A 21,078-nucleotide genomic window follows, 5' to 3' on the forward strand; every position below is an offset into this window, starting at 1 on the left:
CCGCCCGGATCCGTGGCCGGCCCGGCGGCGGCGGTCTCCGCACGGTATTGAGAGCGCTCTCTTGACACCGCCCCCACCAGGCACCACCCTGTCGTGAGAGCGCTCTCTCAGCTCCGCTCCGCCACCTGCCTCACCACCTCAGACGACCTGAGAGGGGTCCGACAGATATGGGTGTCTTTCCGCGCCGCCGCCTGGCGGCGGTGGCTCTCGTCGCCGCCACCGCGCTGTTCGCCACCGCCGGCTGCGCCGGCGGCGACGAACCCGCCGACGACGGCCAGATCACGCTGACGGTCGACGTGTTCAGCCAGTTCGGCTACGAGGAGCTCTACAAGGAGTACATGGCCAGCCACCCCGGCGTGAAGATCGTCGAGCGGGGCACCGGCACCAACCTCGACGACTACTCGCCGAAGCTGACCCAGTGGCTCGCCGCCGGCAAGGGCGCGGGCGACGTCGTCGCCATCGAAGAGGGGTTGATGGTCGAGTACAAGGCCAACCCCGACAACTTCGTCAACCTGCTCGACCACGGCGGGGCCGAACTCCAGGGCAACTTCCTGGAGTGGAAGTGGAAGGGCGGGATGACCCAGGACGGCAAGCTGATCGGCCTGGGCACCGACGTCGGCGGCATGGCGATGTGCTACCGCAAGGACCTGTTCGCCAAGGCCGGCTTGCCCACCGAACGCGACGAGGTGTCGAAGCTCTGGCCGACCTGGCAGGACTACATCAAGGTCGGCGAGCAGTTCAAGGCGAAGAACACCGGCGCCTCGTTCCTGGACGCCGCGACCAACATCTTCAACACCATCGTGCTCCAGACGGCGGGCAACGCGCAGGGCTACCACTACTACGACACCGCCGGCAACCTGGTGGTGGACAGCAACCCCGCGGTCCGGCAGGCCTGGGACACCACGATGGACATCGTCGACTCCGGGCTGTCCGGCAGGTACGGCTCCTGGTCCGAGGAGTGGGTCTCGGCCTTCAAGCAGGCCAAGTTCGCCACCATCGCCTGCCCGGCCTGGATGACCGGCGTCATCGAGGGCAACGCGGGCGCCGAGGCCAGGGGCAAGTGGGACATCGCCCGGGTGCCCGGCAACGGCGGCAACTGGGGCGGGTCGTGGCTCGCCGTGCCCGCCCAGAGCAGGCACCGCGCCGAGGCGATCGAGCTGGCGAAGTTCCTGACCAGCGCCAAGGGCCAGATCGGGGCGTTCAAGGCCAAGGGCCCGCTGCCCTCCTCGCCGCAGGCGCTGGCCGACCCGGCGATCGTCGACGCCAGGAACGCGTACTTCTCGGACGCCCCGGTCGGTCAGATCTTCGGCGAGGGCGCCAAGACCCTCAAGCCGGTCTACATGGGGCCGAAGAACCAGGCCGTCCGCACCGAGGTCGAGAACGCCGTCCGCACGGTCGAACTCGGTCAGCGCAGCCCCGAACAGGGCTGGACGGACGCGGTGAACAACGCGAAGAAGGCCGCCGCCAAGTAGCCCGAGCCGGGAGTGCGGGCGGGTGGGCGCCGGGGGTGCCGGTCCCGCCCGCACCCGGGAAAGGAGTGGTTCGGGCATGACCGCCCAGCTCGACGCGCGCCCGCCGGTGGCGCCGGCGCCCCGCACCGGCCGGCGTACGCCGGGGACGCGGCTCAGCCGCCTCGACACGAGGTTCTCGCCCTACCTGTTCATCGCCCCGTTCTTCGTGCTCTTCGCGGTGTTCGGGGTCTACCCGCTGGCCTACACGTTCTGGGTCTCGCTGCACGACTGGGACCTGCTCGGCAGCGACCACCCGTTCGTCGGCCTCGACAACTACAGCCGACTGCTGGCGGACACCGACTTCTGGCACGCGGTGGTCAACACCCTCGGCATCTTCGTCATCTCCACCGTCCCGCAGCTGCTGGCCGCGCTCTGGCTGGCCAACCTGCTCAACCGGCGGTTGCGGGCCCGGACGACGTTCCGGATGGCGGTGCTGATCCCCAACATCACCTCGACCGCCGCCGTCGCGATCGTCTTCGGGGTGCTCTTCGGCCGCGAGTTCGGCATGGTCAACTGGCTGCTCGACCTGGTCGGGATCGACGCCGTCGAGTGGAAGTCGAACAGGTTCGCGTCCTGGGTGGCCATCTCGGCGATGGTCGACTGGCGGTGGACCGGCTACAACGCGCTGATCTTCCTGGCCGCGATGCAGGCCGTCCCGCGCGACCTGTACGAGTCGGCCGCCATCGACGGCGCCGGCCGGGCCCGGCAGTTCTGGTCGATCACCGTGCCGCTGCTCAAGCCGACGATCATCTTCACCGTCATCATCTCCACCATCGGCGGGCTCCAACTCTTCACCGAGCCCCGGCTCTTCCACTCCGGGACCAACCCGATCCGCGGCGGACCGCTGCGGGAGTCGCAGACCGTGACCATGTACATGTTCGAGAACGCCTTCGCGCCCCACTACAACTTCGGGTACGGCTCGGCGGTGGCGTGGCTGCTCTTCGCGCTGATCGCGGTCGTCGCGGCGGTCAACGTGCTGCTCCTGCGCCGGCTCGGCGAGGGCGCGCGGCCCCCGAAGGTGGACGCGAGGCCGAAGGAAGGACCCCGATGACCCGCCTCTGGGCCGCCAGCCGGCTCACCTACGCCGCGCTGATCGCCGCCGCGGTTCTCTCGGTCTTCCCGATCTACTGGATGTTCGTGGTGGCGAGCCGCTCCAACGACGCGATGGGCCAGCTCCCGCCCCCGGTCACCCCCGGCGGCAACCTCGGCGCGAACGCCTCCCGCCTGCTCGGCAACACCGACGCGTACTTCGTCACCGGCCTGGTCAACTCGGCGATCGTGGCGACCACGGTCACCGTCTCGGTGGTCTTCTTCTCCACGCTGGCCGGGTTCGCCTTCGCCAAGCTGCGGTTCCGGGGCCGCAACGCGCTGCTCATGGTGATCATCGCGACGATGATGGTGCCCACCCAGCTCGGCGTCATCCCGCTCTACCTGCTGATGACCAGGCTGAACTGGAACGACCGGCTGCCGGCGGTGATCGTACCGGCCCTGGTCACCGGCTTCGGGGTGTTCATGATGCGGCAGTACGCCGGCCAGGCCGTCAGCAACGAGCTGATCGAGGCGGCCCGGGTGGACGGCTGCAACACCGCGCGGATCTACTGGAACGTGGTGCTGCCGGCGCTGCGCCCGGCCGCCGCCGTGCTCGGGCTGCTCACCTTCATGACGACCTGGAACGACTTCCTCTGGCCGTACGCCGTCCTCAACGATCCGGAGAACCCGACCGTGCAGCTCGCGTTGCGCACCCTCTCCGACGGGTACTACACCGACATGTCCCAGGTGTTCACGGGGACGGCCATCGCCACCCTTCCGCTGCTCCTGGTCTTCGTCCTGTTCGGCCGCCAGATCATCGGCGGCATCATGGAAGGTGCGGTCAAGGCGTGAGCACTCTGCGATTCCCCGAGAACTTCGTCTGGGGCGCGGCGACCGCCGCGTACCAGATCGAGGGCGCGGCCACCGCCGACGGTCGCGGCCCGTCGATCTGGGACACCTTCAGCCGTACGCCGGGCAAGGTCCACCAGGGGCACACCGGCGACGTGGCCTGCGACCACTATCACCGGTACGCCGACGACGTGGCGCTGATGGCGGAGCTGGGGCTGCGGGCGTACCGCTTCTCGGTAGCCTGGCCGCGGATCCAGCCCGACGGCACCGGCCCGGTCAACCCGCGCGGCCTGGACTTCTACGACCGGCTCACGGACTCGCTGCTGGACCGGGGCATCGACCCGATCGTCACGCTCTACCACTGGGACCTGCCGCAGACCCTCCAGGACCGGGGCGGCTGGACCAACCGGGAGACCGCCGAGCACCTCGCCACGTACGCCACGGCGGTGCACGCCCGGCTCGGCGACCGGGTACGCACCTGGACCACGCTCAACGAGCCGTGGTGCTCGGCGTACCTGGGCTACGGCAACGGGGTGCACGCCCCCGGCGGGCGGGACCCGGGCGCGGCCTTCGCCGCCGTACACCATCTGCTGCTCGGGCACGGCCTGGCGGCCCGCGCGCTGCGCGCGGCCGGCGCGGAGACCGTCGGGATCACCCTCAACCCGGCCGACGTGCGCCCCGCCGACCCCGACAGCGCCGCCGACGCGGCGGCGGTCCGCCTGGTGGACGGCCTGCACAACCGGATCTTCCTCGACCCGCTGCTGCGGGCGGCCTACCCGGAGGACGTGCTGGAGCACGTGGCCCGGATCGTCGAGCCGACGTTCGTCCGGGACGGCGACGAGAAGCTGATCGCCGCCCCGATCGACCTGCTCGGGGTCAACTACTACGCGCCCACCTACGTCGCCGGCCGGCCGGACGGCGCGGGCGGCAGCGCGTACCCGGGCACCGACGGCGCCGTCGAGTTCCTGCCGCCGGTCGGGCCGCTGACCGACATGGGCTGGATGATCGAGCCGGCCGGGCTGACCCGGCTGCTGGAGCGGCTCGCCACCGACTACCCCGGCGTGCCGCTGATGGTCACCGAGAACGGCGCCGCGTTTCCCGACAAGGCCGGCGCCGACGCCCCCGACGGCGCCGGGCAGGTGGTCGACGCCGACCGGATCGCCTACCTCGACGGGCACCTGCGCGCCGCGCACGAGGCGATCTCCCGAGGGGTGGACCTGCGGGGCTATCTCGTATGGTCGTTGTTGGACAACTTCGAGTGGGCCGAGGGTTACCGCCGACGGTTCGGGATCATCCACGTCGACTACCTGACCCAGCGCCGCACACCGAAGTCCAGCGCCCGGTGGTACCAGGAGGTGATCTCCCGGAACGGGCTGTGACGAGGCGGTGGTAACGGGGATGACGACGGCGCAGCGGCCGACACTGGAGGCGGTGGCCCGGCGGGCGGGGGTCTCGCGGGCGACCGTCTCCCGGGTGGTGAACGGCTCCACGACCGTCGCCGAGCCGATCCAGGAGGCGGTCCGCCGGGCGGTGGCCGAGCTGGGGTACGTGCCGAACCTGGCCGCCCGCAGCCTGGTCACCCAGCGGACCGACTCGGTCGCCCTGGTGCTGCCGGAGGCCGCCACCCGGGTCTTCTCCGACGACCAGGTGTTCCCGGGGATCATCCGGGGCGCCGCCCAGGAGCTGGAGGCCGCCGACAAGCAGCTCGTGCTGATGCTGGCCGGCTCGCCGGCCGGGCACGACCGGGTGGAGCGCTACACCACCGGGCGGCACGTGGACGGGGTGCTCTTCGCCTCGCTGCACGGCGAGGACCCGCTGCCCGGCCGGCTCGCCCGGCTGGGCATCCCGGTGGTGTGCAGCGGTCGCCCGCTCGACGGCGCCGACGTTCCGTACGTCGACGTCGACCATGTCGGCGGGGTGACCACGGCGGTCCGGCACCTGATCGCGGGCGGTCGCCGGCGGATCGCCACCATCGCCGGCCCGCAGGACATGGTGGCCGGCATCGAGCGGCTCACCGGCTACCGGAACACGGTCGCCGAGGCCGGGCTGCCGGAGCTGGTGGCGACCGGCGACTTCACCCGCGAGTCCGGGACGACGGCGATGCGGCAGCTCCTCGCCGAGCACCCCGACCTGGACGCGGTCTTCGCCGCCTCCGACCTGATGGCGCACGCCGCCCTGCGGGCGCTGCGCGAGGCGGGGCGGCGGGTGCCGGACGACGTGGCGGTGATCGGCTTCGACGACATCGAGACGGCCGCGTACACCGAGCCCCCGCTGACCACCGTCCGCCAGCCGATCGTGGAGCTCGGCCGGCGGATGACCCGGCTGCTGCTGCGGCTGGCCGCCGGCGAGGCGATCGAGCGGGCCGTGGTGCTCCCCACCGAGCTGGTGGTCCGCGAGTCGGCCTGACCGGTCGGCGGATATCCGGTCGAGCCGCCCGGGGTCCGGCGGTAGCGTCGCCGCCGTGACCTCACCGACCCGGCTGATCCCCGTGCCCGCCCTCTCCGACGTCGCCGAGTACGCGTACGCGGCCACGGTCGAGCCGCCGGCCCGGCTCGTCTTCACCGCCGGCGCCTGCCCGCTCGACGCCGAGGGACGGACCGTCGCGCCGGGCGACCCGGTCGGCCAGGCCCGGCAGGTGATGGCCAACCTGGAGACCGCCCTCGCGGCGGCCGACGCCCGGCTCACCGACGTCGTCAAGACCACCGTCTACGTGGCGTCGTCCCGCCAGGCCGACCTGGTGGCCGTGTGGGAGGTGGTCCGGGACGCGTTCGGCGACCACGAGCCGCCCAGCACCCTGCTCGGGGTGGCCGTGCTCGGCTACACCGACCAGCTCGTCGAGGTCGAGGCCGTCGCCGCCGTACGCGGAGCGGCCTGACGTGCGGGTCCGGACCGCCCGCTGGCGCTCCGAGGTCTGGGACAACCTGGGCCTGGACCGCGCGGCCAGCACGGCGGCCGAGGCCGGCGGCGAGGTGGTGGCGTTCAGCCTCGTCAAGCGGGACGGCGACCGGATGTGGTCGGACTACACCGGCGCACCGGGGGCGCTGTCCTGACGGCCCCGCCGGTGGATCAGCCCGCCGTGATGGGCTGGCCGAGCGAGCGGCGGGCCAGCAGGGTCGCCCCGGCGACGGCGGCCGGCATGACCAGCACCGCGCCGAGCGGAATCAGGAAGCAGACGAAGACCGCCACCCCGAAGCCGAGCGTGGTCGGCCGGTCCGCCTTGAGGATCGACCGGCGCTCCGGCAGCCGCATCCCGCGCCGGTAGAAGGGGGCGCCGACCAGTTCCACGGCGAGCAGCCAGCCGCCGACCGCCGCGCCGATCACCGGCACCACGGTCTGGCCGACCACCGGGACGAACCCGGCGGCGAAGAGCGGGATGCCGAACAGCACCGAGAGGCCCACCAGCCGTACCGAGTCGGCGAGGCTGCGCCGCAGCGACGGCCAGAACGGCACGTCGACCGCGCCGGGCGTGCCGCCGAGGCGCTCCTCGACCCGTTCGGAGATCTTCTCGTAGAACGGGTCGCCGATGACCAGGGTGACCGCGGTGAAGCTGACCACCGCGAGCAGGCCGCCGATGCCGAGGAAGGCCAGCCCGGCGACCACCCGGACCAGGTTGCGCCAGGTGGCCGACCAGTCGTCGGCGAACGGCGTGACCAGCGCGGCCAGGTCGTCGACGAAGTACGCCAGGGTGGCGAACGCGGCCACGAAGAGCACACCGGAGATCAGCGCCGGCACGATGCCGAGCAGCATCAGCCCGGGGCTGCGGACGTAGAGGCCGAGGCCGCGCAGGAGCAGGCCCACGCCGGTGAAGAACCGGCCGACGGCGCCGGTCACGGGCGCGGCGATACGGGGTGCGTTCACGACCGCAGAGCCTAGTGGTCGCCGTCGGCCGACGCCCCGACAGCGGCCGTACGGCATCGGGGCAGGATGGACGGGTGCGGGCGGCCCGGTTGATCTCGTTGGTGTTGCTGCTCCAGGCGCGGGAGACGATGACCGCGGCCGAGCTGGCGCGGGAGTTGGAGGTGTCCGAGCGGACGGTCTACCGGGACGTGCTGGCGCTCTCCGCCGCCGGGGTGCCGGTCTACTCCGACCGGGGCCGGGCCGGCGGCTACCGGCTGCTCGGCGGCTACCGGACCCGGTTGACCGGGCTGACCCGGGACGAGGCGGAGGCGCTCTTCCTGGCCGGACTGCGCGGGCCGGCCGGCGACATGGGGCTCGCCGACGCGGTGGCCTCGGCCGAGTTGAAGGTGCTGGCCGCGCTGCCGCCGGCGCTGCGCGACGCGCCGGCCCGCACCGGGCAGCGGTTCCACCTCGACGTGCCGGGCTGGTTCCGGGAGGTGGGGCCGCCGCCGTGGCTGACCGAGCTGGCCGGGGCGGTCTGGCGGGACCGGGTGGTCGAGCTGCGCTACCGGCGCGGCGACCGCGAGGTGACGCGGGCCGTGTGGCCGTACGGGCTCGTGCTCAAGAACGGCGTCTGGTATCTCGTCGGCCGGGTCGGCGACGACGTGCGCACGTACCGGGTGGACCGGGTCACCGACGTCGCGGTGCGCGGGGAGACGTTCGACCGGGACGAGGGCTTCGACCTGGCCCGGTACTGGCGGGAGCAGGCCGAGGCGTTCCTCCGGGGCATGCTGCGGGACCGAGTCACCGTCCGGCTGAGCCCCGCCGGCCTGCGCCAGCTCCGGCACCTGGCCGACGCCCCCTTCGCGTACGACGAGGCGGTCGCCGCCGCCGACGGGCCCGACGGGCAGGGCTGGGTGACGACCCGGCTGCCCGTCGAGTCCGTCGACGTGGCGTACAGCCAGTTGCTGGGGTTGGGGCCGGAGGTCGAGGTGCTCGACCCGCCGGAGCTGCGGGCGCGACTGGCCGAGGCCACGTCCCGCGCCGCCGCGCTCTACGCGACGCGGCCTCCGCATGCGCCCGGGACGGCGCGGACCGACGCCGACGGTCAGCGGTAGCCGGTGACGTCGGCCGGCTTGCCCGGGTCCTGCACCTCGACTATGTACCGCCAGGCGTCCGGGCGGCTGCCGTCGACGTCGGTGAAGCCGTACACCTTGGCCAGTTCGCCGCTGGACACGGACCGTCCGTTCCAGCGGGCCCGGTCCTCGTCGGCGGCCAGGGCGGCCACCGCGCGCCCGACGAACGCCGGCGATTCCGAGATGGCGAAGTGCGGCTGCTTGTCCAGGGCGTCCCGCCAGTTCTCCTCGGTGACGCCGAAGAGCTCCAGCATCGACTCCGACCGGAGCCAGCCCGGGGTCAGCGCGACGGCGGTGCACCCGTGCGGCGCCACCTCGTGCGCCCAAGTCGCCGCGAGCCGGTTCACCGAGATCTTGGCGAGGTCGTAGAAGACCGAGAGCCGGTAGTTGGCGTCGTTGTACTCCCTGGTGCCGTCGCCGACCTCCACCACGAGGCCGCCGGGGCGGCGGATCAGCAGCGGCAGGGCGAAGTGGCTGGTGATGATGTGCGTGTCGATCGCCAGCCGCAGGGTGCGGAAGCCGGCGTCCAGCGGCTGCTCCCAGACCGGCTTCTCCCAGGTGATCAGCGGGTCGCCGCCCCAGATGTCGTTCACCAGCACGTCGAGCCGGCCCTGCTCGGCGTCGATCCGCGCGACCAGGTCGCGGACCTGCTCGGGCACGAGGTGGTCGACCCGGACGGCGATGCCGGTGCCGCCGGCCGCCGTGACCAGCTCGGCGGTCTCCTCGATGGTCTCCGGCCGGTCCATCTCGGAGCGGCCGGCCCGGCTGCTGCGGCCGGTCGCGTAGACGGTGGCGCCGGCCGCGCCCAACTGGACGGCGATCTGCCGGCCGGCGCCCCGTGTCGCCCCGGCGACGAGCGCGATCTTCCCTGTCAGCGGTGTCGTCATGCGGCGAGCCTGTCAGCGATACCTGACAGCGGAAGTCCGGTTTCGCGCATCGGGTGTGGTGCGTCATGCTCGCCCGCATGCACCTGCTGCTCTCCGGCATCGTCGGCTCGGTCGCGTACGGGCTGGCCGGTCCTGGCTCCGACGTCGACCGGATCGGCGTCTTCGCCGCGCCCACCGTCGCGTTCCACGGCCTACGCCCGCCCCGCGAGTCGGTGGTGACCACCGACCCCGACACGACCCTGCACGAGGCCGCGAAGTGGTGCCGGCTCGCGTTGAGCGGCAACCCGACCGCCACCGAGCTGGCCTGGCTGCCCGACGACTGCTACGAGACCCGGACGGAGTTCGGCGACCGGTTGATCGCCATCCGGTCGGCGTTCCTCAGCGCGCCCCGCGTCCGCGACGCCTACCTCGGCTACGCCGGCCAGCAGTTCCGCAAACTGGAGTCCCGGGGCGACGGCACGTTCTCGGCCGACACGCGGCGGCGGACCGCCAAGCACGCCCGGCACCTGGCCCGGCTGGTGCACCAGGGCCGGCTGCTCTACACGACCGGCGTGCTGGAGATCCGGCTCGCCGACCCCGGGTGGTTCCGGGCATTCGGCGACCGGGTGGCCGACGGCGAACTGGAGGAGGCGCGCGCGCTGCTCGCCGAGGCGGAACGCGACTTCGACCGCGCCCGCTCCCCGCTGCCGGACCGCCCCGACGAGGCCACCGTGGAACGCTGGCTGCTCGACGTCCGCGCCGCCCACCTGCCGCCCGGGCTGACCGCGCCCTGAGCCGCGCCCCCGCTCCCCGGGTGGGGCAGCTCGACAGGGCACGGCAGGGCGGGTCTGCGCAGTTGGCCGACCACGGCGCCCCGCGCTGAGCCCGCCGGAGACCCCGCCGCACCGAGGATCCGGCCGTCCGCCGGACCGGGCCGCAATGCGGTTGGGCCGGCCGGAGCGGGCTGTTAGTCTGCTCCGGCGTCCTCGATCTTGGAAGGGAGGTGGGCACCGTGTCCATCACGACATCGCTGTGCTCCCACCCGGCCGCGAGGACGCCACGGTCCTGACCCGGGAGCACGTCGCACCCGGAAGGATCCCCATGACCGACCTGGTCATCCGCCCGCTCACCGTGGGCGAGGAAGAACTGTTCGACTCGCTGCCCGACCCCGGGCTGGTGGGCCGCGCCGCGTTCGGCGAGAACTACCCCGACATGGCCGCCGACGGCCAGTACCGTCCCGAGTGGAGCTGGGTGGCCCTGCGCGGCGACGTGGTGGTGGCCCGCGCCGCCTGGTGGGGCGGGCCGGACGACGTCGCGCCGCTGGCCCTCGACTGGTTCGACTTCACCGACCGGGAGGCGGCGGTCCGGCTGCTCCGGACCGCGCCGCTGCGGGCCGAGTACTCGCTCTCGGTGCCGCCCGGCTGGCGGGACGACCCGGCAGTCCGCGCCCAGGTCGAGGCCCGGATCGACGCCGCGACGGCAGCCGGCATGTCGGTGCTCGTCGAGCGGTACCGCTACCGCTGGACGCCGGAGTGCGGGCTGCCCGCCCGTCCCGGCCGGCTGGAGTTCCGACCGGAGCCGGACGACGCCGTGATCCTCGACGTGCTGCGCCGGGTGGGCGAGGAGAGCCTCGACGCGCACGCCCGGCACACCGCCGCCGAGCACGGGCCGGACGCGGCGGCGCAGGAGGAACTCGACCTGTTGCGCTGGCTGCCGAGCCCGCGCGACTGGTGGCGGCTGGCCTGGACGCCCGAGGGCGAACTGGTCGGCGTCACCGTGCCGGCCCGCAACCACAGCGACCCGATCGTCGGCTTCGTCGGCGTGGTGCCCGAGCAGCGCGGGCACGGGTACGCGTACGACCTGCTGGTCGAGGCCACCAACCTGCTGGTCGAGGCGGGGGTGAAGGAGATCGTGGCGGCCACCGACCAGACGAACCACCCGATGGCCGCCACCTTCGCCAGGGCGGGCTACCCGATCGAGCGGGAACGGATCGACCTGGTGTGACGGCTCGGCTCCCGGCGTCGGTGTCCGGCGCCGGGAGCCGCCGGGTCAATCGGTCAGCCGTACGCGGACGCGGCGGTTGGCGCGGCCCTTGCTCTCCACCTTGACCACCTGCACCTTGCCGATCTGGGCGGTGGAGGCGACGTGCGTGCCGCCGTCGGCCTGGACGTCCAGCCCGACGATGTCGACGATCCGGACCTCCTGCTCGTCCGGCGGGATCAGGTTGGACTGGGTCCGGATGATGTCCGGCAGGGCGAGCGCCTCGGCCCGGGGCAGCACCCGCACGGCGACCGCCCGGTCGGCGGCCACCTCGGCGTTGACCAGCTCCTCGATGCGGCTCTTGAAGTCGGGCGGCACCTCGGGCAGGTTGAAGTCCATCCGGGCCTCGCCCGGCTCCATGTTGCCGCCGGTGACGAGCGCGCCGAAGTCGCGGAACACCACTCCGCAGAGCACGTGCAGCCCGGAGTGGGTCCGCATCAGGCGGGTGCGCCGCTCGTCCTCGACAGCACCGGTCACCGCGGTGCCGGCCGGCGGCAGCGGGTCGCCCTCGGCCGGGATCAGCCAGAGGTCGTCGCCCTTGCGGGTGCCGACAATCCGGGTCTGCACCCCCTGCCAGAGCAGTACGCCGTGGTCCGGCGGCTGTCCGCCACCGCCCGGGTAGAACGCCGACCGGTCCAGCACGATGCCCTGCTCCGGGTCGGCGTGCAGCACGGTGCACTCCCACTCCCGCAGCGTCGGATCGGCGAGGTCCAACCGGTGCGTACGACCGTGGTGTGTGACACCCATGTCAGGGCACCTTACTCGTTGAGGAAGGCGGATATCCGGCTGCGCAGGTCGGCGCGTTCGGTCCAGAGGACGCCGGGCCGGTCGTACACGTGCAGGGTGGCCCGGGGCAGCGCGGCCGCGAGCTGCTCGGCGACCTCGGCCGGGTGCAGGTCGTCGCCGGCGCAGCCGATCACCAGGGCGGGCGCGGTGACCGCGGCCAGCGACCCGGCGTCGCGCAGCGGCGCCTGCTCGGGCAGGCTGGCGAGCCCGGGGGCGAGCCCGTCGCGGAGGAGCTGGTCGAGCCGCTGGCGCAGGTAGGCCCAGCCGGCCGGGGTGTTGCGCACCGCCGGCGGCAGCTCCGCCTGGACCACGTCGGCGACGGCGGAGGCGTCCCCGCTCTCCACGGCGTCGAACAGCTCGGTCAGCCGGGATCGGGCGACCTCGCCGCGCGGCCGGTCCAGCACCGCCGGCAGGAAGAAGACCAGCCGCTCGAAGCGTTCGGGGCTCTCGGCGAGCAGCCGGCAGAGCGCACCCGCGCCGAGGCTGGCGCCGAAGGCCCGGGTGGCGCCGCCCAGGTCGGCGACCGCGCGCAGGTCGCGGGCGAGGTCCAGGTAGCTCCACGGGCCGGGCGGCGCGTCGGAGCGGCCGTGCCCGCGGAACTGGAAGAAGAGCTTGCGGCCGGTCACCCCGCTGCCGAACGGCCGGGTGGTGGCGATGCCGTTGCCCAGCCCGTGGGCGAACACGGTGGTCGGGTCGCCCGCCCCGGTGACGAGTTGCTCCAGCCGTACGCCGTGCGGCGTGGCGACCAGCTCGGTCTCCGGCTCGGGCAGGGCCGGCCTGCCGGTGCGCGGGGCACCGGGGCCGGGCCCCCAGGTGCGGGGTCCGCCGTCCGGCGGGGGCGGCCAGCGGAAACCTCTCACCAGGACCCTCTGCCGTCGCTCAGGTCGCGCAGGCCGACCCGGACGTCGAGCAGGTAGATGAGGCCCGCCGCGATGCCGATCAGGCCGAAGAGGCTGATCGGGCCGAAGCCGAGCAGGGTCAGCACCAGGCAGACGGCCAGGATGGCGACCCAGCCGCCCTTGGGCAGGGTGCCGATGGCGGTGAAGGCGTCGGAGCGCTGGGTGATGGCGTGCACCAGGGCGACGCCCTGCACGATCAACGCGAACACGAGCAGGATCAGCTCGATCACGTAGCGGACTTCGAAGGCGAAGAGCGGCGCGGCGTGGGCCATGACGGCAAGCTTATGCCGGCGACCCCGGAAACGTCCGACAAGACGTTGTCCGGGGTCCGGTGGAGCATCAGGTCACTCGGCGGCCGGGCGGGTCCGCTTGGTGGCCCGGGGCAGCTTCGCCGACGGCGTGGCGGCCGGCTTGGCGGCGGCCTTGGTGGCGGTCTTGGTGGCGGTCTTGGTGGCCCGGGGCGCCCGGGTCGCCTTCTTGGCGGCGGCCGGCTTGGCCTCCACGACCTCGGCCACGTCGGCCGGCGTCGGCACCTCGGCGGCGGTCGGGGCGGTCGGCGCCGGCACCTCGACGGCGGTCGGGGCGGCCGACGTCGTCGCGGCCGGCTTCGCGGCGGTCCCGGCCCGCTCGACCTCGGCCTCGGTGGCCTCGATGTCGGCGTTCACGGTCTCGGCGGCCTCCAGCACGCCGGCGCCGACGACCCGCTCGCCCCGGGCGACCAGCGCGACGTACGCGGCCTGCGCCCGCTCCTGCGCGGCCTGGGCGCCGGCGACCACCACGGCGGCGTTACGGGTCGCCACCTCGCGCAGCTTGTCCAGGTCGGCGACCTCGCGGAGCTTGTCGAGGTCCGCGACCTCGCGCAGCTTGTCGAGGTCGGCCGCCTCGCGGAGGCGCTTCAGGTCGAGGTCGGACGAGGCGGCCTTCTCGCGCAGGCCGCTGGCGGTCAGGTTCGCCGTGCGCAGCGTGTCGTTGGCCTTCTGCCGCAGCTCGAAGCCGGTCACGACGGCCTTGCCGCCCAGGTCGGCGACGACCTCGGTCACCACGGCGGGAAGCTTGCGGAGCTGCTGGAGGGCCAGCTCGCCCGCGCCGGCGGCGGCGTAGATCGGGGCCGGGATGCGGTGGGTCTTCGGCTGGGTCATCACTTCTCCTCTTCGGCCGCGTCGGCGGCCTTCGGGACCGCCCTGCGGGCGGCCTTCTTCGCGGGGGTGTCGGTCGGAGCGGGGGCGGGGCCGGCCTCGGTGACGGCGACCGACTCGAGGACGGCCTCGGTCGGGGTGCCCTCCGCCGTGGTGGGTCCGGTGGCGGCGAGGTTGGCCAGGTCCGGCGCCTCGGCGGCCTCGGGCGCGCCCGGGGCGGCACCGTCCGGCGTGGCGCCGGCGGCCGCCGCGGTCGCCTCGGCGAGCCGCGCGTTCTCCCGCCGGAACGTCTCGTAGATCTGGGTGAGCGACTGCTTCTGCGCCATCGTCAGGTCGGGGTCGACCGCGATGGCCGCGAGCACGCCCTGGCCCTCCTTGTCGTCGAGCAGCCCGGCGCGCAGGTACATCGCCGGGGTGGAGACCCGCAGCGCGCTGGCGAGCTGCTGGAGCACCTCCGCGCTCGGCTTGCGCAGGCCGCGCTCGATCTGACTGAGGTACGGGTTGCTGACCCCCGCCTGCTCGGCGAGCTGTCGGAGCGAGATCTTCGCGTTGCGGCGCAGGTCGCGAATGAACCCGCCGACGTCGGGAAGGTCTTTACCAGTGGCCATACCCCGACGGTAGCCCGCCTTGCTAACTCTTGCAAGCAAAGTGCTAACCAGAGTTAGCGAGGTCTCACATATGCAAGTTGCGTGCCCGATCGTCACTTGCGTACCTTCCTGCGATGACCAAGATCGAGGTGAACGGCGCGGTGCTCGCGTACGACGACACCGGCAGCGGCACCCCCGTCGTCCTGCTGCACGCGGGGATCGCGGACCGCCGGATGTGGCGGGAACAGATCGGCCCGCTGGCCGAGCGGCACCGGGTGATCGCCCTGGACCTGCGCGGCTACGGCGACTCGGAGCTGCCACCCGCCCCGTTCGCCCACCACGACGACGTGGCGGGGCTGCTCGACGCGCTCGACCTCCCCCGGGCCGCCCTGGTCGGCTGCTCGTTCGGCGGCGCGGTCGCCATCGACACCGCGCTGGCCCACCCCGACCGGGTGACCGCGCTCGCCCTGCTCGGCAGCGCCGTCTCCGGACACGAGTGGTCCGAGGAGGCGAACGGCCTCTGGGACACCCTGGTGGGCGAGGTCGACCCGGAGGACTTCGCCGCCAGCGCCGCCGGTGAGGTGCGGTTCTGGGTGGTCGGCCCCGGACGCCGCCCGGAGGACGTCGACCCGGAGCTGGTCGCGTTCGCCGTCGAGATGGACCAGCGGGCGCTCGCCGCCGAGCAGGCCCTCAGCGCGGTGGACGTCGCCGAACTCGACCCGCCCGCGATCGGGCGTCTCGGCGAGCTGCGGGTGCCGGTCCTGGTCACCGCCGGCGCCGCGGACGTACCCGACATCAACCGGCTCGCCGACCGGATCGCGGCCGAGGCGCCGGGCGCGACCCGCCTGCCCGACGTGCCGGACGCGGCCCACCTGCTGCCGCTGGAGCGTCCCGCCCCGGTCAACGCCGCCCTGCTCGACTTCCTGCCCTGACGCCCGACCCGGCCCGGCGCCCGGCGCCGGGCCGTCGGCGCGCTGACCGCCTCGGCGTCGCCGGCCGGGGCGCCGCGGCGGCGGCTACCAGACGGGGCGTACGGCGCCGACCGGGAGGCCGCCGCCGAAGAGGGGCACCTCGGCGTACTCGGCCAGCACCGGGGCGTCCAGGCCGAGGCGGCGCAGGGCGGAGACCAGCACCGGCATCCGCGCCCGGCCCGCACCATCGTCGATCTTGAGGGCGACCGCGCCGGTCCCGGGCACCGCGACTGCGATGACGCCCTCGGCGCCCACCTTGGCGAGCAGCCCGGGGACGCCGCGCATCAGCCGGGTGTCGTCGGCCTGCGTGCCGCCGACGATCTCCGGGTGGGTGCGCATCGCGTCGGCCACCGTCCGGGGCACGGAGCCGGGCTCCGCCGACACCAGCCGGAGGTACGCCCCGGCCAGGCCGGTCAGCGACACCGCGAGCACGGGAGCGCCGCAGCCGTCCACCCCGACCGCCGCCGCCCGCTCACCGGTGAACTCCTCGACCGCGTCGCGGAGCCGCTGCTGCAACGGGTGCTCCGGGCGCCAGTACCCGTCGAGCGGCCAGCCGGCCGCCAGGCAGGTCAGCAGCATCCCGCTGTGCTTGCCGGAGCAGTTCATCTGCGTACGGGTGGGACCGCCGCCGGCGCGCAGCACGGCGGCCCGCGCGTCCTCGCCCACCGGCAGTTCCGGCGGGCAGTGCAGGGCCGACTCGTCCAGCCCCGCGCCGGCCAGCAGCGCGCCGACCCGGGCCAGGTGGAAGTCCTCCCCGGCGTGGCTGGCCGCGACCAGCGCCACGTCCGCCGGGTCGGTCAGCGCCAGCCCGGCGCGGAACATCCCGACCGCCTGCATCGGCTTGTTGGACGAGCGCGGGAAGACCGGGGAGGTCACGTCCCCGGCACCGGCCACCGGCGCGCCGTCGGCGTCGAGCACCACCACCGAACCCCGGTGCACGCCCTCGACGAACCCGGACCGGACCACCTCGGCGAGCGGCACGCCGCCCTCGTACGTCTTTCCCACGGTGTGGACGGTACCGACCGCCCGGCCACCCCCGACGGGCGGGTGACCAGGCAGTCGACGCCCGGGCGTACAGGAGTGCCGGCCGACCCGCCGCTTACCGCCCGGCGGCCGGCACGCCGAGCAGCCCGCGCGCCTCGGCGGTGGTCAGCGGCGGCCGCTGGGCGAGCTGGGCGAAGCCGACCGCCCGGGCGACGAGCTGCATGTTGGACTCCACCGGGCGGCCCTTGGCGTAGGTCACCGTGTCCTCCATGCCGACGCGCAGGTGCCCGCCGGCCGAGAGCGACGCCAGCATGACCGGAATGGTGCTGCGGCCGATGCCGGTGGCCGAGAAGGTCGTGCCCTCGGGCAGGTCGCGCAGCGCCTGGTGGGCGGCGACCAGCGTCGAGGTGGTGCCCGGCATGCCGCCCGGCACGCCCATCACGAAGTCGACGTGCACGTGCCCGCCGGCCGGCAGGCCGTACTTGCCGAGCAGGCGCTGCAGGGCCGTCAGGTGGCCGAGGTCGAAGATCTCGTACTCCGGGACGATGCCGCGCTCCTGCATCCGGGTGTGCAGGTCGACGATGAACTCCCAGCGGTTGAGGAAGACGTCGTCGCCGAAGTTGAGCGTGCCCATCGTGCAGGAGGCCATGTCGGGCCCCGCGTCGAGCACGGCGAGCCGGTCGGCCTCCGGGTCGGTCACCGCGCCGCCGGAGGAGAGCTGCACGATCAGGTCGGTGCTCTCCCGCAGCGCCGCCACGGTCTCCCGCAGCCGCCCCTGGTCCAGGGTCGGCTTCGCCTCGTCGTCGCGGATGTGGACGTGGATCACGGCGGCGCCGAGCGCCTCGCACTCCTTCGCGGTGAGCAGCAGCTCGTCGAGCGTCACCGGCAGCGCCGGCACCTCCGCCTTGGCCGACTCCGCGCCGGTGGGGGCAACCGTGATCAACGTCCCTGTCGTCATGCCCGGATCCTAGACCGAGGTCAGGGAGCCAGTCGACCGGAACTTTTCCGGCCTCGGCGCCGCGAAGGAGAGATTCTTTCGCCGTCGGAGCGCTAGGCCGGATCGATCGCGGCGGCGGTCTCGCCGACGAGCAGGCGGGCGTCGTCGGCGACGTTGCGCTTGACCACGGCCAGGGCGACCTGGCCCAGCTCGTGGTGGTGCACGGCGGTGCCGACGAAGCCGACCGCCCGGCCGTCGAGGGTCACCGGCGTCCCGGCGACCGGCGGCTGGTCGGTGGTGACCCCGTCCAGGTGCAGCAGGACGAGCCGACGCGGCGGCCGGCCCATGTTGTGCACCCGGGCCACGGTCTCCTGGCCCCGGTAGCAGCCCTTGTCGAGGTGCACGGCGGGGGCGACCAGGTCCACCTCGGCCGGGATCGTCCGGTGGTCGGTGTCCACCCCGACCCGGGCCCGCCGGGCGGCCACCCGCACCGCCTCGTACGCCCACAGCCCGGCCACCGGCACCCCGTTGCCGCGCAGCTGGGTGACCACCTGTTCCATCGCGGCCCGGGGCACGAGCAGGTCCACGCCCAGCGGGCCGCGTCGCGCCCACCCGCCGACCGGGAGCGGCCTGACGTCGTACAGCGCGGTCGGCCGGGGCGGCACCTCGCCGGAGCGGAACTTCGGGCCGGGCACCGCGACCACGTCGGGTGCCGCCAGCCCGGTCACGCCGAGCGTCTCCACCGCGGCGGGGGCCTCCGGCCCGACCAGCGAGAGCAGCGCGTGCTCGCCGGTCGCGTCGCGCGGCTCGACCCGGCTGAAGAACCGCATCTTCTCCAGGTAGGACAGCAGGCCGGTGGTGGCGCCCGGCTCGGTGTCGAGCCAGGTGGTGACGCCGTCCTCGGCCACCATGGCGTGCTGCTCGACGTGCCCGTGCGGCGAGAGCACCAGCAGCTCGGTGCCCTGACCGGCGGCGAGCTGCGCCAGGTGCTGGGTGGTGAGGGTGTGCAGCCAGCCGATCCGCTCCTCGCCCGGCACCGCGACGACGCCCCGGTGCGAGCGGTCGACCAGACCGACCGCGGTCTCGAGGGTGCGCTGCTCACGCATCGGGTCGCCGTAGTGCGCGGCCACCCCCCGGACGCCGGCCGCCACGTGCGCCGGCTCGGGCTGGTCCCGGCTGGCCTCGTCGATGCTCTCGACGCTCACCGCGCCCGCGATGTCGATCATTTCCGGTCCCCGTTCTCGCAGCGGTCGCAGACGCCGAAGAGGGAGACGTGGCCGATGTCCACCCGGAACCCGCGCTGCTGCGCCAACCGGTCGGCCAGCGGGCGCAGCAGCTCCGGATCGATCTCGTCGATCGCGCCGCACTCCCGGCAGACAAGGTGGACGTGCTGGTCCTCGCCGGCCGCGTGGTAGGTCGGCGAGCCGTGCGAGAGGTGGGTGTGGGTGACCAGGCCGAGCCGTTCCAGCAGCTCCAGCGTGCGGTAGATGGTGGTGATGTTGACCCCCGCGGCCACCTCCCGGACGGCCGTGTGCACCTGCTCCGGGGTGGCGTGCCCCAGGTCGAGCACGGCCTGGAGGACCAGTTGCCGCTGCGCCGTCAGCCGCAGCCCACGGGCGCGGAGCATTTCCGCGAGGGAGGATTCGGACACCGTCCGATCATAGTTCGCCCGGCCGCCCCGGCCGCCGGGTCGAACGGCCCGTCGAGTTCCCGCGCCACCGGTGACGGCGGCGGGCGGGCGACGGCCTCCCCGCACCGGGCGGCAGCGGTGCGCAGGCCCGCCGCTACGCTCGGCGGTCATGGTGGCGTCGAGGATCGCCGTGCCCGGGCGCGGGCTGGTGCCGCCCGGGGAGCCGGTGCTGCGCGGCGACGACCGGGGTGTGCTGCACGGCGACGGGCTCTTCGAGACCATGCACCTGCGGGGCGGGCGGCCGTGGCTGCGCGACGCCCACCTGGCCCGGCTGGCCCGGGCGGCGACGGCCGTCGAGCTCCCCCTGCCCCCCACCGACGTGCTGGTCGGCCTGCTGGAGACCGTGAGCGCCGGCTGGCCGGCCGAGGTCGAGGGCGCGCTGCGGCTGGTCTGCACCCGGGGCCCGGAGGGCGGCGGCCCGCCGAGCGTCCACGCCACGCTGGGCGAGGTGCCGGCGGCGACCCGGGCGGCCCGTCGGGACGGGATCACCGTCGCCACCCTGCCGCTCGGCGTCGCGGCGCGGGCCCGCGCCGCACTCGACTGGCTGCCCGCCGGGGTCAAGTCGACGTCGTACGCGGTGAGCACCGCCGCCCGCCGCTGGGCGGCCCGCAGCGGGGTGGACGACGCGCTCTGGGTCTCCTCCGACGGGTACGCCCTGGAGGGCCCGACCGCCAACCTGGTCTGGCTGGCCGGCGACACCCTCCGCACCGTGCCCGCCGCCGAGACGGGCGTGCTGCCGGGCGTGACCGCCGCCTGGCTCCTCGCCCACGCCCACGAACTGGGCCTGCGGGCCGACGAGCGCCTCGTCACCCCGGCCGAGTTGCACTCCGCCGACGGCGTCTGGCTCACCTCGTCCGTCCGTGGCCTGGCGGAGGTCCGCACCCTGGACGCCGTCCCGCTGCGCCGCTCCCCGCACACGCCGGCCCTCCAGGCCCTGCTGGGCTTCCCCCTCCCCTGACCGGGGAGGGGGACGGGTCGGGCGGGTCAGCCGGCCACGCGGGTGAGGCGGGCGGAGAGATGCGGCGAGAGGCCGTGGCCGACGGCGGCCATCTCCTGGGCGTAGAGCAGCGCGCCCTCGACGATGCCGAAGAGGCGGTGACCGGCGGTGACCTCCTTGGCGGTCGCCGTCCGGACCACCGCGTCGGTCACGAACTCGAGCTGGGTGCCCTTGCGCTTGCCGATGTGCAGCTCCATGACCCCGGTCGGCGTGGTCATCAGCGCTTCCAGCTCGTCGGTGACCCGCTCGCCGTCCATCACCGGCCGCCACCAGCCGACCTCACGGCCCGCCGGGCGGACCGGCCGGCTCTGCTCGTCCAGGATCCAGGCGCGCGACTCGTAGAACAGGAACGGCCGGCCGTCGTGGCTGATCCGGATCTCCTGGGCGTAGTCGAAGTCCTCGATCGTGGGGAAGCCGCCCCGGCCACGGCCGCGCCACACCCCGACGTACGGCAGCAGGCCGTCCAGCGACGGGTGCAGCTTCGGTCCGACCCGCAGGTCGTGGCTCTCCTCGTAGGGGTACGGGTCGACCGGCGGCGCGTTCAGCCACGGCGGCGGCTGCAGGGGGTTCTCGTCGCTCACCGGTTCACTCCGCCTCTCCTCGTTCGCGGCTGCGGGGCTCGCAAGACCGGCTCACTCCTCGCGCTCACCGTGCCACCTTCGTTCGCGGCTGCGGGGCTCGCAAAACCGGCTCACTCCTCGCGCTCACCGTGCCACCTTCGTTCGCGACTGCGGGGCTCGCAAAACCGGCTCACTCCTCGCGCTCACCGTGCCACCTTCGTTCGCGACTGCGGGGCTCGCAAAACCGGCTCACTCCTCGCGCT

23 protein-coding genes and 1 pseudogene are annotated in these 21,078 nt (G+C 74.0%); 12 read left to right on the top strand and 12 right to left on the bottom strand.

Annotated elements, in window-relative coordinates; translation table 11 throughout:
- The first annotated feature begins 167 nt into the window (after positions 1–167).
- The 7 genes and pseudogenes from AB0L34_RS00720 to AB0L34_RS00750 all read left to right on the top strand — a co-directional run.
- Positions 168–1,472, top strand: a complete 1,305-nt coding sequence (locus tag AB0L34_RS00720) for an extracellular solute-binding protein (RefSeq protein WP_363700744.1) — start codon at positions 168–170, stop codon at positions 1,470–1,472.
- A 76-nt stretch (positions 1,473–1,548) separates the two neighbouring features.
- Entirely contained in the window at positions 1,549–2,562 is a 1,014-nt protein-coding gene (locus tag AB0L34_RS00725) for a sugar ABC transporter permease (RefSeq protein WP_363700746.1), read from the top strand.
- Positions 2,559–3,392, top strand: coding sequence for a carbohydrate ABC transporter permease (locus AB0L34_RS00730; RefSeq protein WP_363700747.1), 834 nt, complete (start codon positions 2,559–2,561; stop codon positions 3,390–3,392). Before AB0L34_RS00725 ends, AB0L34_RS00730 begins: the two co-directional genes overlap by 4 nt.
- Positions 3,389–4,768 carry a GH1 family beta-glucosidase gene (locus AB0L34_RS00735; RefSeq protein WP_357457519.1) on the top strand — a complete coding sequence of 460 codons (1,380 nt, stop codon included), beginning with the start codon at positions 3,389–3,391 and terminating at the stop codon, positions 4,766–4,768. The genes AB0L34_RS00730 and AB0L34_RS00735 overlap by 4 nt, the downstream gene beginning before the upstream one ends.
- Before the next feature lie 19 nt (positions 4,769–4,787).
- On the top strand, positions 4,788–5,795 hold the full coding sequence (locus AB0L34_RS00740; RefSeq protein WP_350706977.1) for a LacI family DNA-binding transcriptional regulator: 1,008 nt from the start codon (positions 4,788–4,790) through the stop codon (positions 5,793–5,795).
- 55 nt (positions 5,796–5,850) lie between these two features.
- Entirely contained in the window at positions 5,851–6,264 is a 414-nt protein-coding gene (locus AB0L34_RS00745) for a RidA family protein (protein WP_363700750.1), read from the top strand.
- Positions 6,265–6,286: 22 nt separating this feature from the next.
- Positions 6,287–6,418: pseudogene (locus AB0L34_RS00750) on the top strand (GNAT family N-acetyltransferase); the annotation flags it as partial.
- 37 nt (positions 6,419–6,455) lie between these two features.
- Here the strand turns inward: AB0L34_RS00750 and AB0L34_RS00755 are convergent.
- Positions 6,456–7,247, bottom strand: a complete 792-nt coding sequence (locus AB0L34_RS00755; protein ID WP_363700752.1) for an EI24 domain-containing protein — start codon at positions 7,245–7,247, stop codon at positions 6,456–6,458.
- A gap of 74 nt (positions 7,248–7,321) precedes the next feature.
- On the opposite strand from AB0L34_RS00755, the gene AB0L34_RS00760 reads away from it, so the two are divergent.
- Positions 7,322–8,344, top strand: a complete 1,023-nt coding sequence (locus AB0L34_RS00760; RefSeq protein WP_363700754.1) for a YafY family protein — start codon at positions 7,322–7,324, stop codon at positions 8,342–8,344.
- Here AB0L34_RS00760 and AB0L34_RS00765 read toward each other — a convergent pair.
- A complete protein-coding gene (locus tag AB0L34_RS00765) occupies positions 8,335–9,249 on the bottom strand; it encodes an SDR family oxidoreductase (RefSeq protein ID WP_363700756.1) in 915 nt (304 codons plus the stop codon). The two genes, AB0L34_RS00760 and AB0L34_RS00765, sit on opposite strands and share 10 nt — an antisense overlap.
- A 77-nt stretch (positions 9,250–9,326) precedes the next feature.
- Between AB0L34_RS00765 and AB0L34_RS00770 the strand changes: the two genes are divergently transcribed.
- Both AB0L34_RS00770 and AB0L34_RS00775 read left to right on the top strand, forming a co-directional pair.
- On the top strand, positions 9,327–10,022 hold the full coding sequence (locus AB0L34_RS00770; RefSeq protein ID WP_363700913.1) for a nucleotidyltransferase domain-containing protein: 696 nt from the start codon (positions 9,327–9,329) through the stop codon (positions 10,020–10,022).
- Between the two features lie 307 nt (positions 10,023–10,329).
- Entirely contained in the window at positions 10,330–11,232 is a 903-nt protein-coding gene (locus AB0L34_RS00775) for a GNAT family N-acetyltransferase (protein ID WP_363700758.1), read from the top strand.
- A gap of 45 nt (positions 11,233–11,277) precedes the next feature.
- Here AB0L34_RS00775 and AB0L34_RS00780 read toward each other — a convergent pair whose 3' ends face one another.
- The 5 genes from AB0L34_RS00780 to AB0L34_RS00800 all read right to left on the bottom strand — a co-directional run bounded on the left by AB0L34_RS00780 (position 11,278) and on the right by AB0L34_RS00800 (position 14,697).
- On the bottom strand, positions 11,278–12,015 hold the full coding sequence (locus AB0L34_RS00780; protein WP_350706963.1) for an alanyl-tRNA editing protein: 738 nt from the start codon (positions 12,013–12,015) through the stop codon (positions 11,278–11,280).
- An 11-nt stretch (positions 12,016–12,026) separates the two neighbouring features.
- A complete protein-coding gene (locus AB0L34_RS00785; RefSeq protein ID WP_350706961.1) occupies positions 12,027–12,914 on the bottom strand; it encodes an alpha/beta hydrolase in 888 nt (295 codons plus the stop codon).
- Complete coding sequence (locus AB0L34_RS00790) at positions 12,911–13,225, bottom strand: DUF2516 family protein (RefSeq protein ID WP_363700760.1); 315 nt, start codon at positions 13,223–13,225, stop codon at positions 12,911–12,913. The genes AB0L34_RS00785 and AB0L34_RS00790 overlap by 4 nt, the downstream gene beginning before the upstream one ends.
- 72 nt (positions 13,226–13,297) lie before the next feature.
- The gene (locus AB0L34_RS00795; RefSeq protein ID WP_363700762.1) at positions 13,298–14,095 is read right to left on the bottom strand and encodes a hypothetical protein; all 798 of its coding nucleotides are present in this window, start codon (positions 14,093–14,095) and stop codon (positions 13,298–13,300) included.
- Positions 14,092–14,697, bottom strand: coding sequence for a helix-turn-helix transcriptional regulator (locus tag AB0L34_RS00800; protein ID WP_363700764.1), 606 nt, complete (start codon positions 14,695–14,697; stop codon positions 14,092–14,094). Before AB0L34_RS00800 ends, AB0L34_RS00795 begins: the two co-directional genes overlap by 4 nt.
- Positions 14,698–14,810: 113 nt before the next feature.
- Here AB0L34_RS00800 and AB0L34_RS00805 point away from each other — a divergent pair, with 113 nt between their 5' ends.
- Positions 14,811–15,608 (top strand): alpha/beta hydrolase, encoded by a 798-nt coding sequence (locus AB0L34_RS00805; RefSeq protein ID WP_363700766.1) that lies wholly within the window; start codon positions 14,811–14,813, stop codon positions 15,606–15,608.
- Between the two features lie 84 nt (positions 15,609–15,692).
- Here the strand turns inward: AB0L34_RS00805 and AB0L34_RS00810 are convergent, their stop codons facing one another.
- The 4 genes from AB0L34_RS00810 to AB0L34_RS00825 form a co-directional block, all read right to left on the bottom strand.
- Positions 15,693–16,652 (bottom strand): asparaginase, encoded by a 960-nt coding sequence (locus AB0L34_RS00810; protein WP_363700768.1) that lies wholly within the window; start codon positions 16,650–16,652, stop codon positions 15,693–15,695.
- Positions 16,653–16,746: 94 nt separating this feature from the next.
- Positions 16,747–17,589, bottom strand: coding sequence for a 3-keto-5-aminohexanoate cleavage protein (locus AB0L34_RS00815; RefSeq protein WP_363700770.1), 843 nt, complete (start codon positions 17,587–17,589; stop codon positions 16,747–16,749).
- Positions 17,590–17,681: 92 nt separating this feature from the next.
- Positions 17,682–18,794, bottom strand: coding sequence for a folate-binding protein (locus tag AB0L34_RS00820; RefSeq protein ID WP_363700772.1), 1,113 nt, complete (start codon positions 18,792–18,794; stop codon positions 17,682–17,684).
- Positions 18,791–19,219, bottom strand: a complete 429-nt coding sequence (locus AB0L34_RS00825; protein WP_350706946.1) for a Fur family transcriptional regulator — start codon at positions 19,217–19,219, stop codon at positions 18,791–18,793. The genes AB0L34_RS00820 and AB0L34_RS00825 overlap by 4 nt, the downstream gene beginning before the upstream one ends.
- 148 nt (positions 19,220–19,367) lie before the next feature.
- Here AB0L34_RS00825 and AB0L34_RS00830 point away from each other — a divergent pair, with 148 nt between their 5' ends.
- Positions 19,368–20,216: an aminotransferase class IV gene (locus tag AB0L34_RS00830; protein WP_363700774.1), complete on the top strand. Its 849-nt coding sequence runs from the start codon at positions 19,368–19,370 to the stop codon at positions 20,214–20,216.
- Between the two features lie 26 nt (positions 20,217–20,242).
- Here AB0L34_RS00830 and AB0L34_RS00835 read toward each other — a convergent pair whose 3' ends face one another.
- Positions 20,243–20,836: an FABP family protein gene (locus tag AB0L34_RS00835; RefSeq protein WP_350706942.1), complete on the bottom strand. Its 594-nt coding sequence runs from the start codon at positions 20,834–20,836 to the stop codon at positions 20,243–20,245.
- Positions 20,837–21,078: the final 242 nt, after the last annotated feature.

The sequence above is a fragment of the Micromonospora sp. NPDC052213 genome (assembly GCF_040679695.1).
Lineage (GTDB): Bacteria > Actinomycetota > Actinomycetes > Mycobacteriales > Micromonosporaceae > Micromonospora.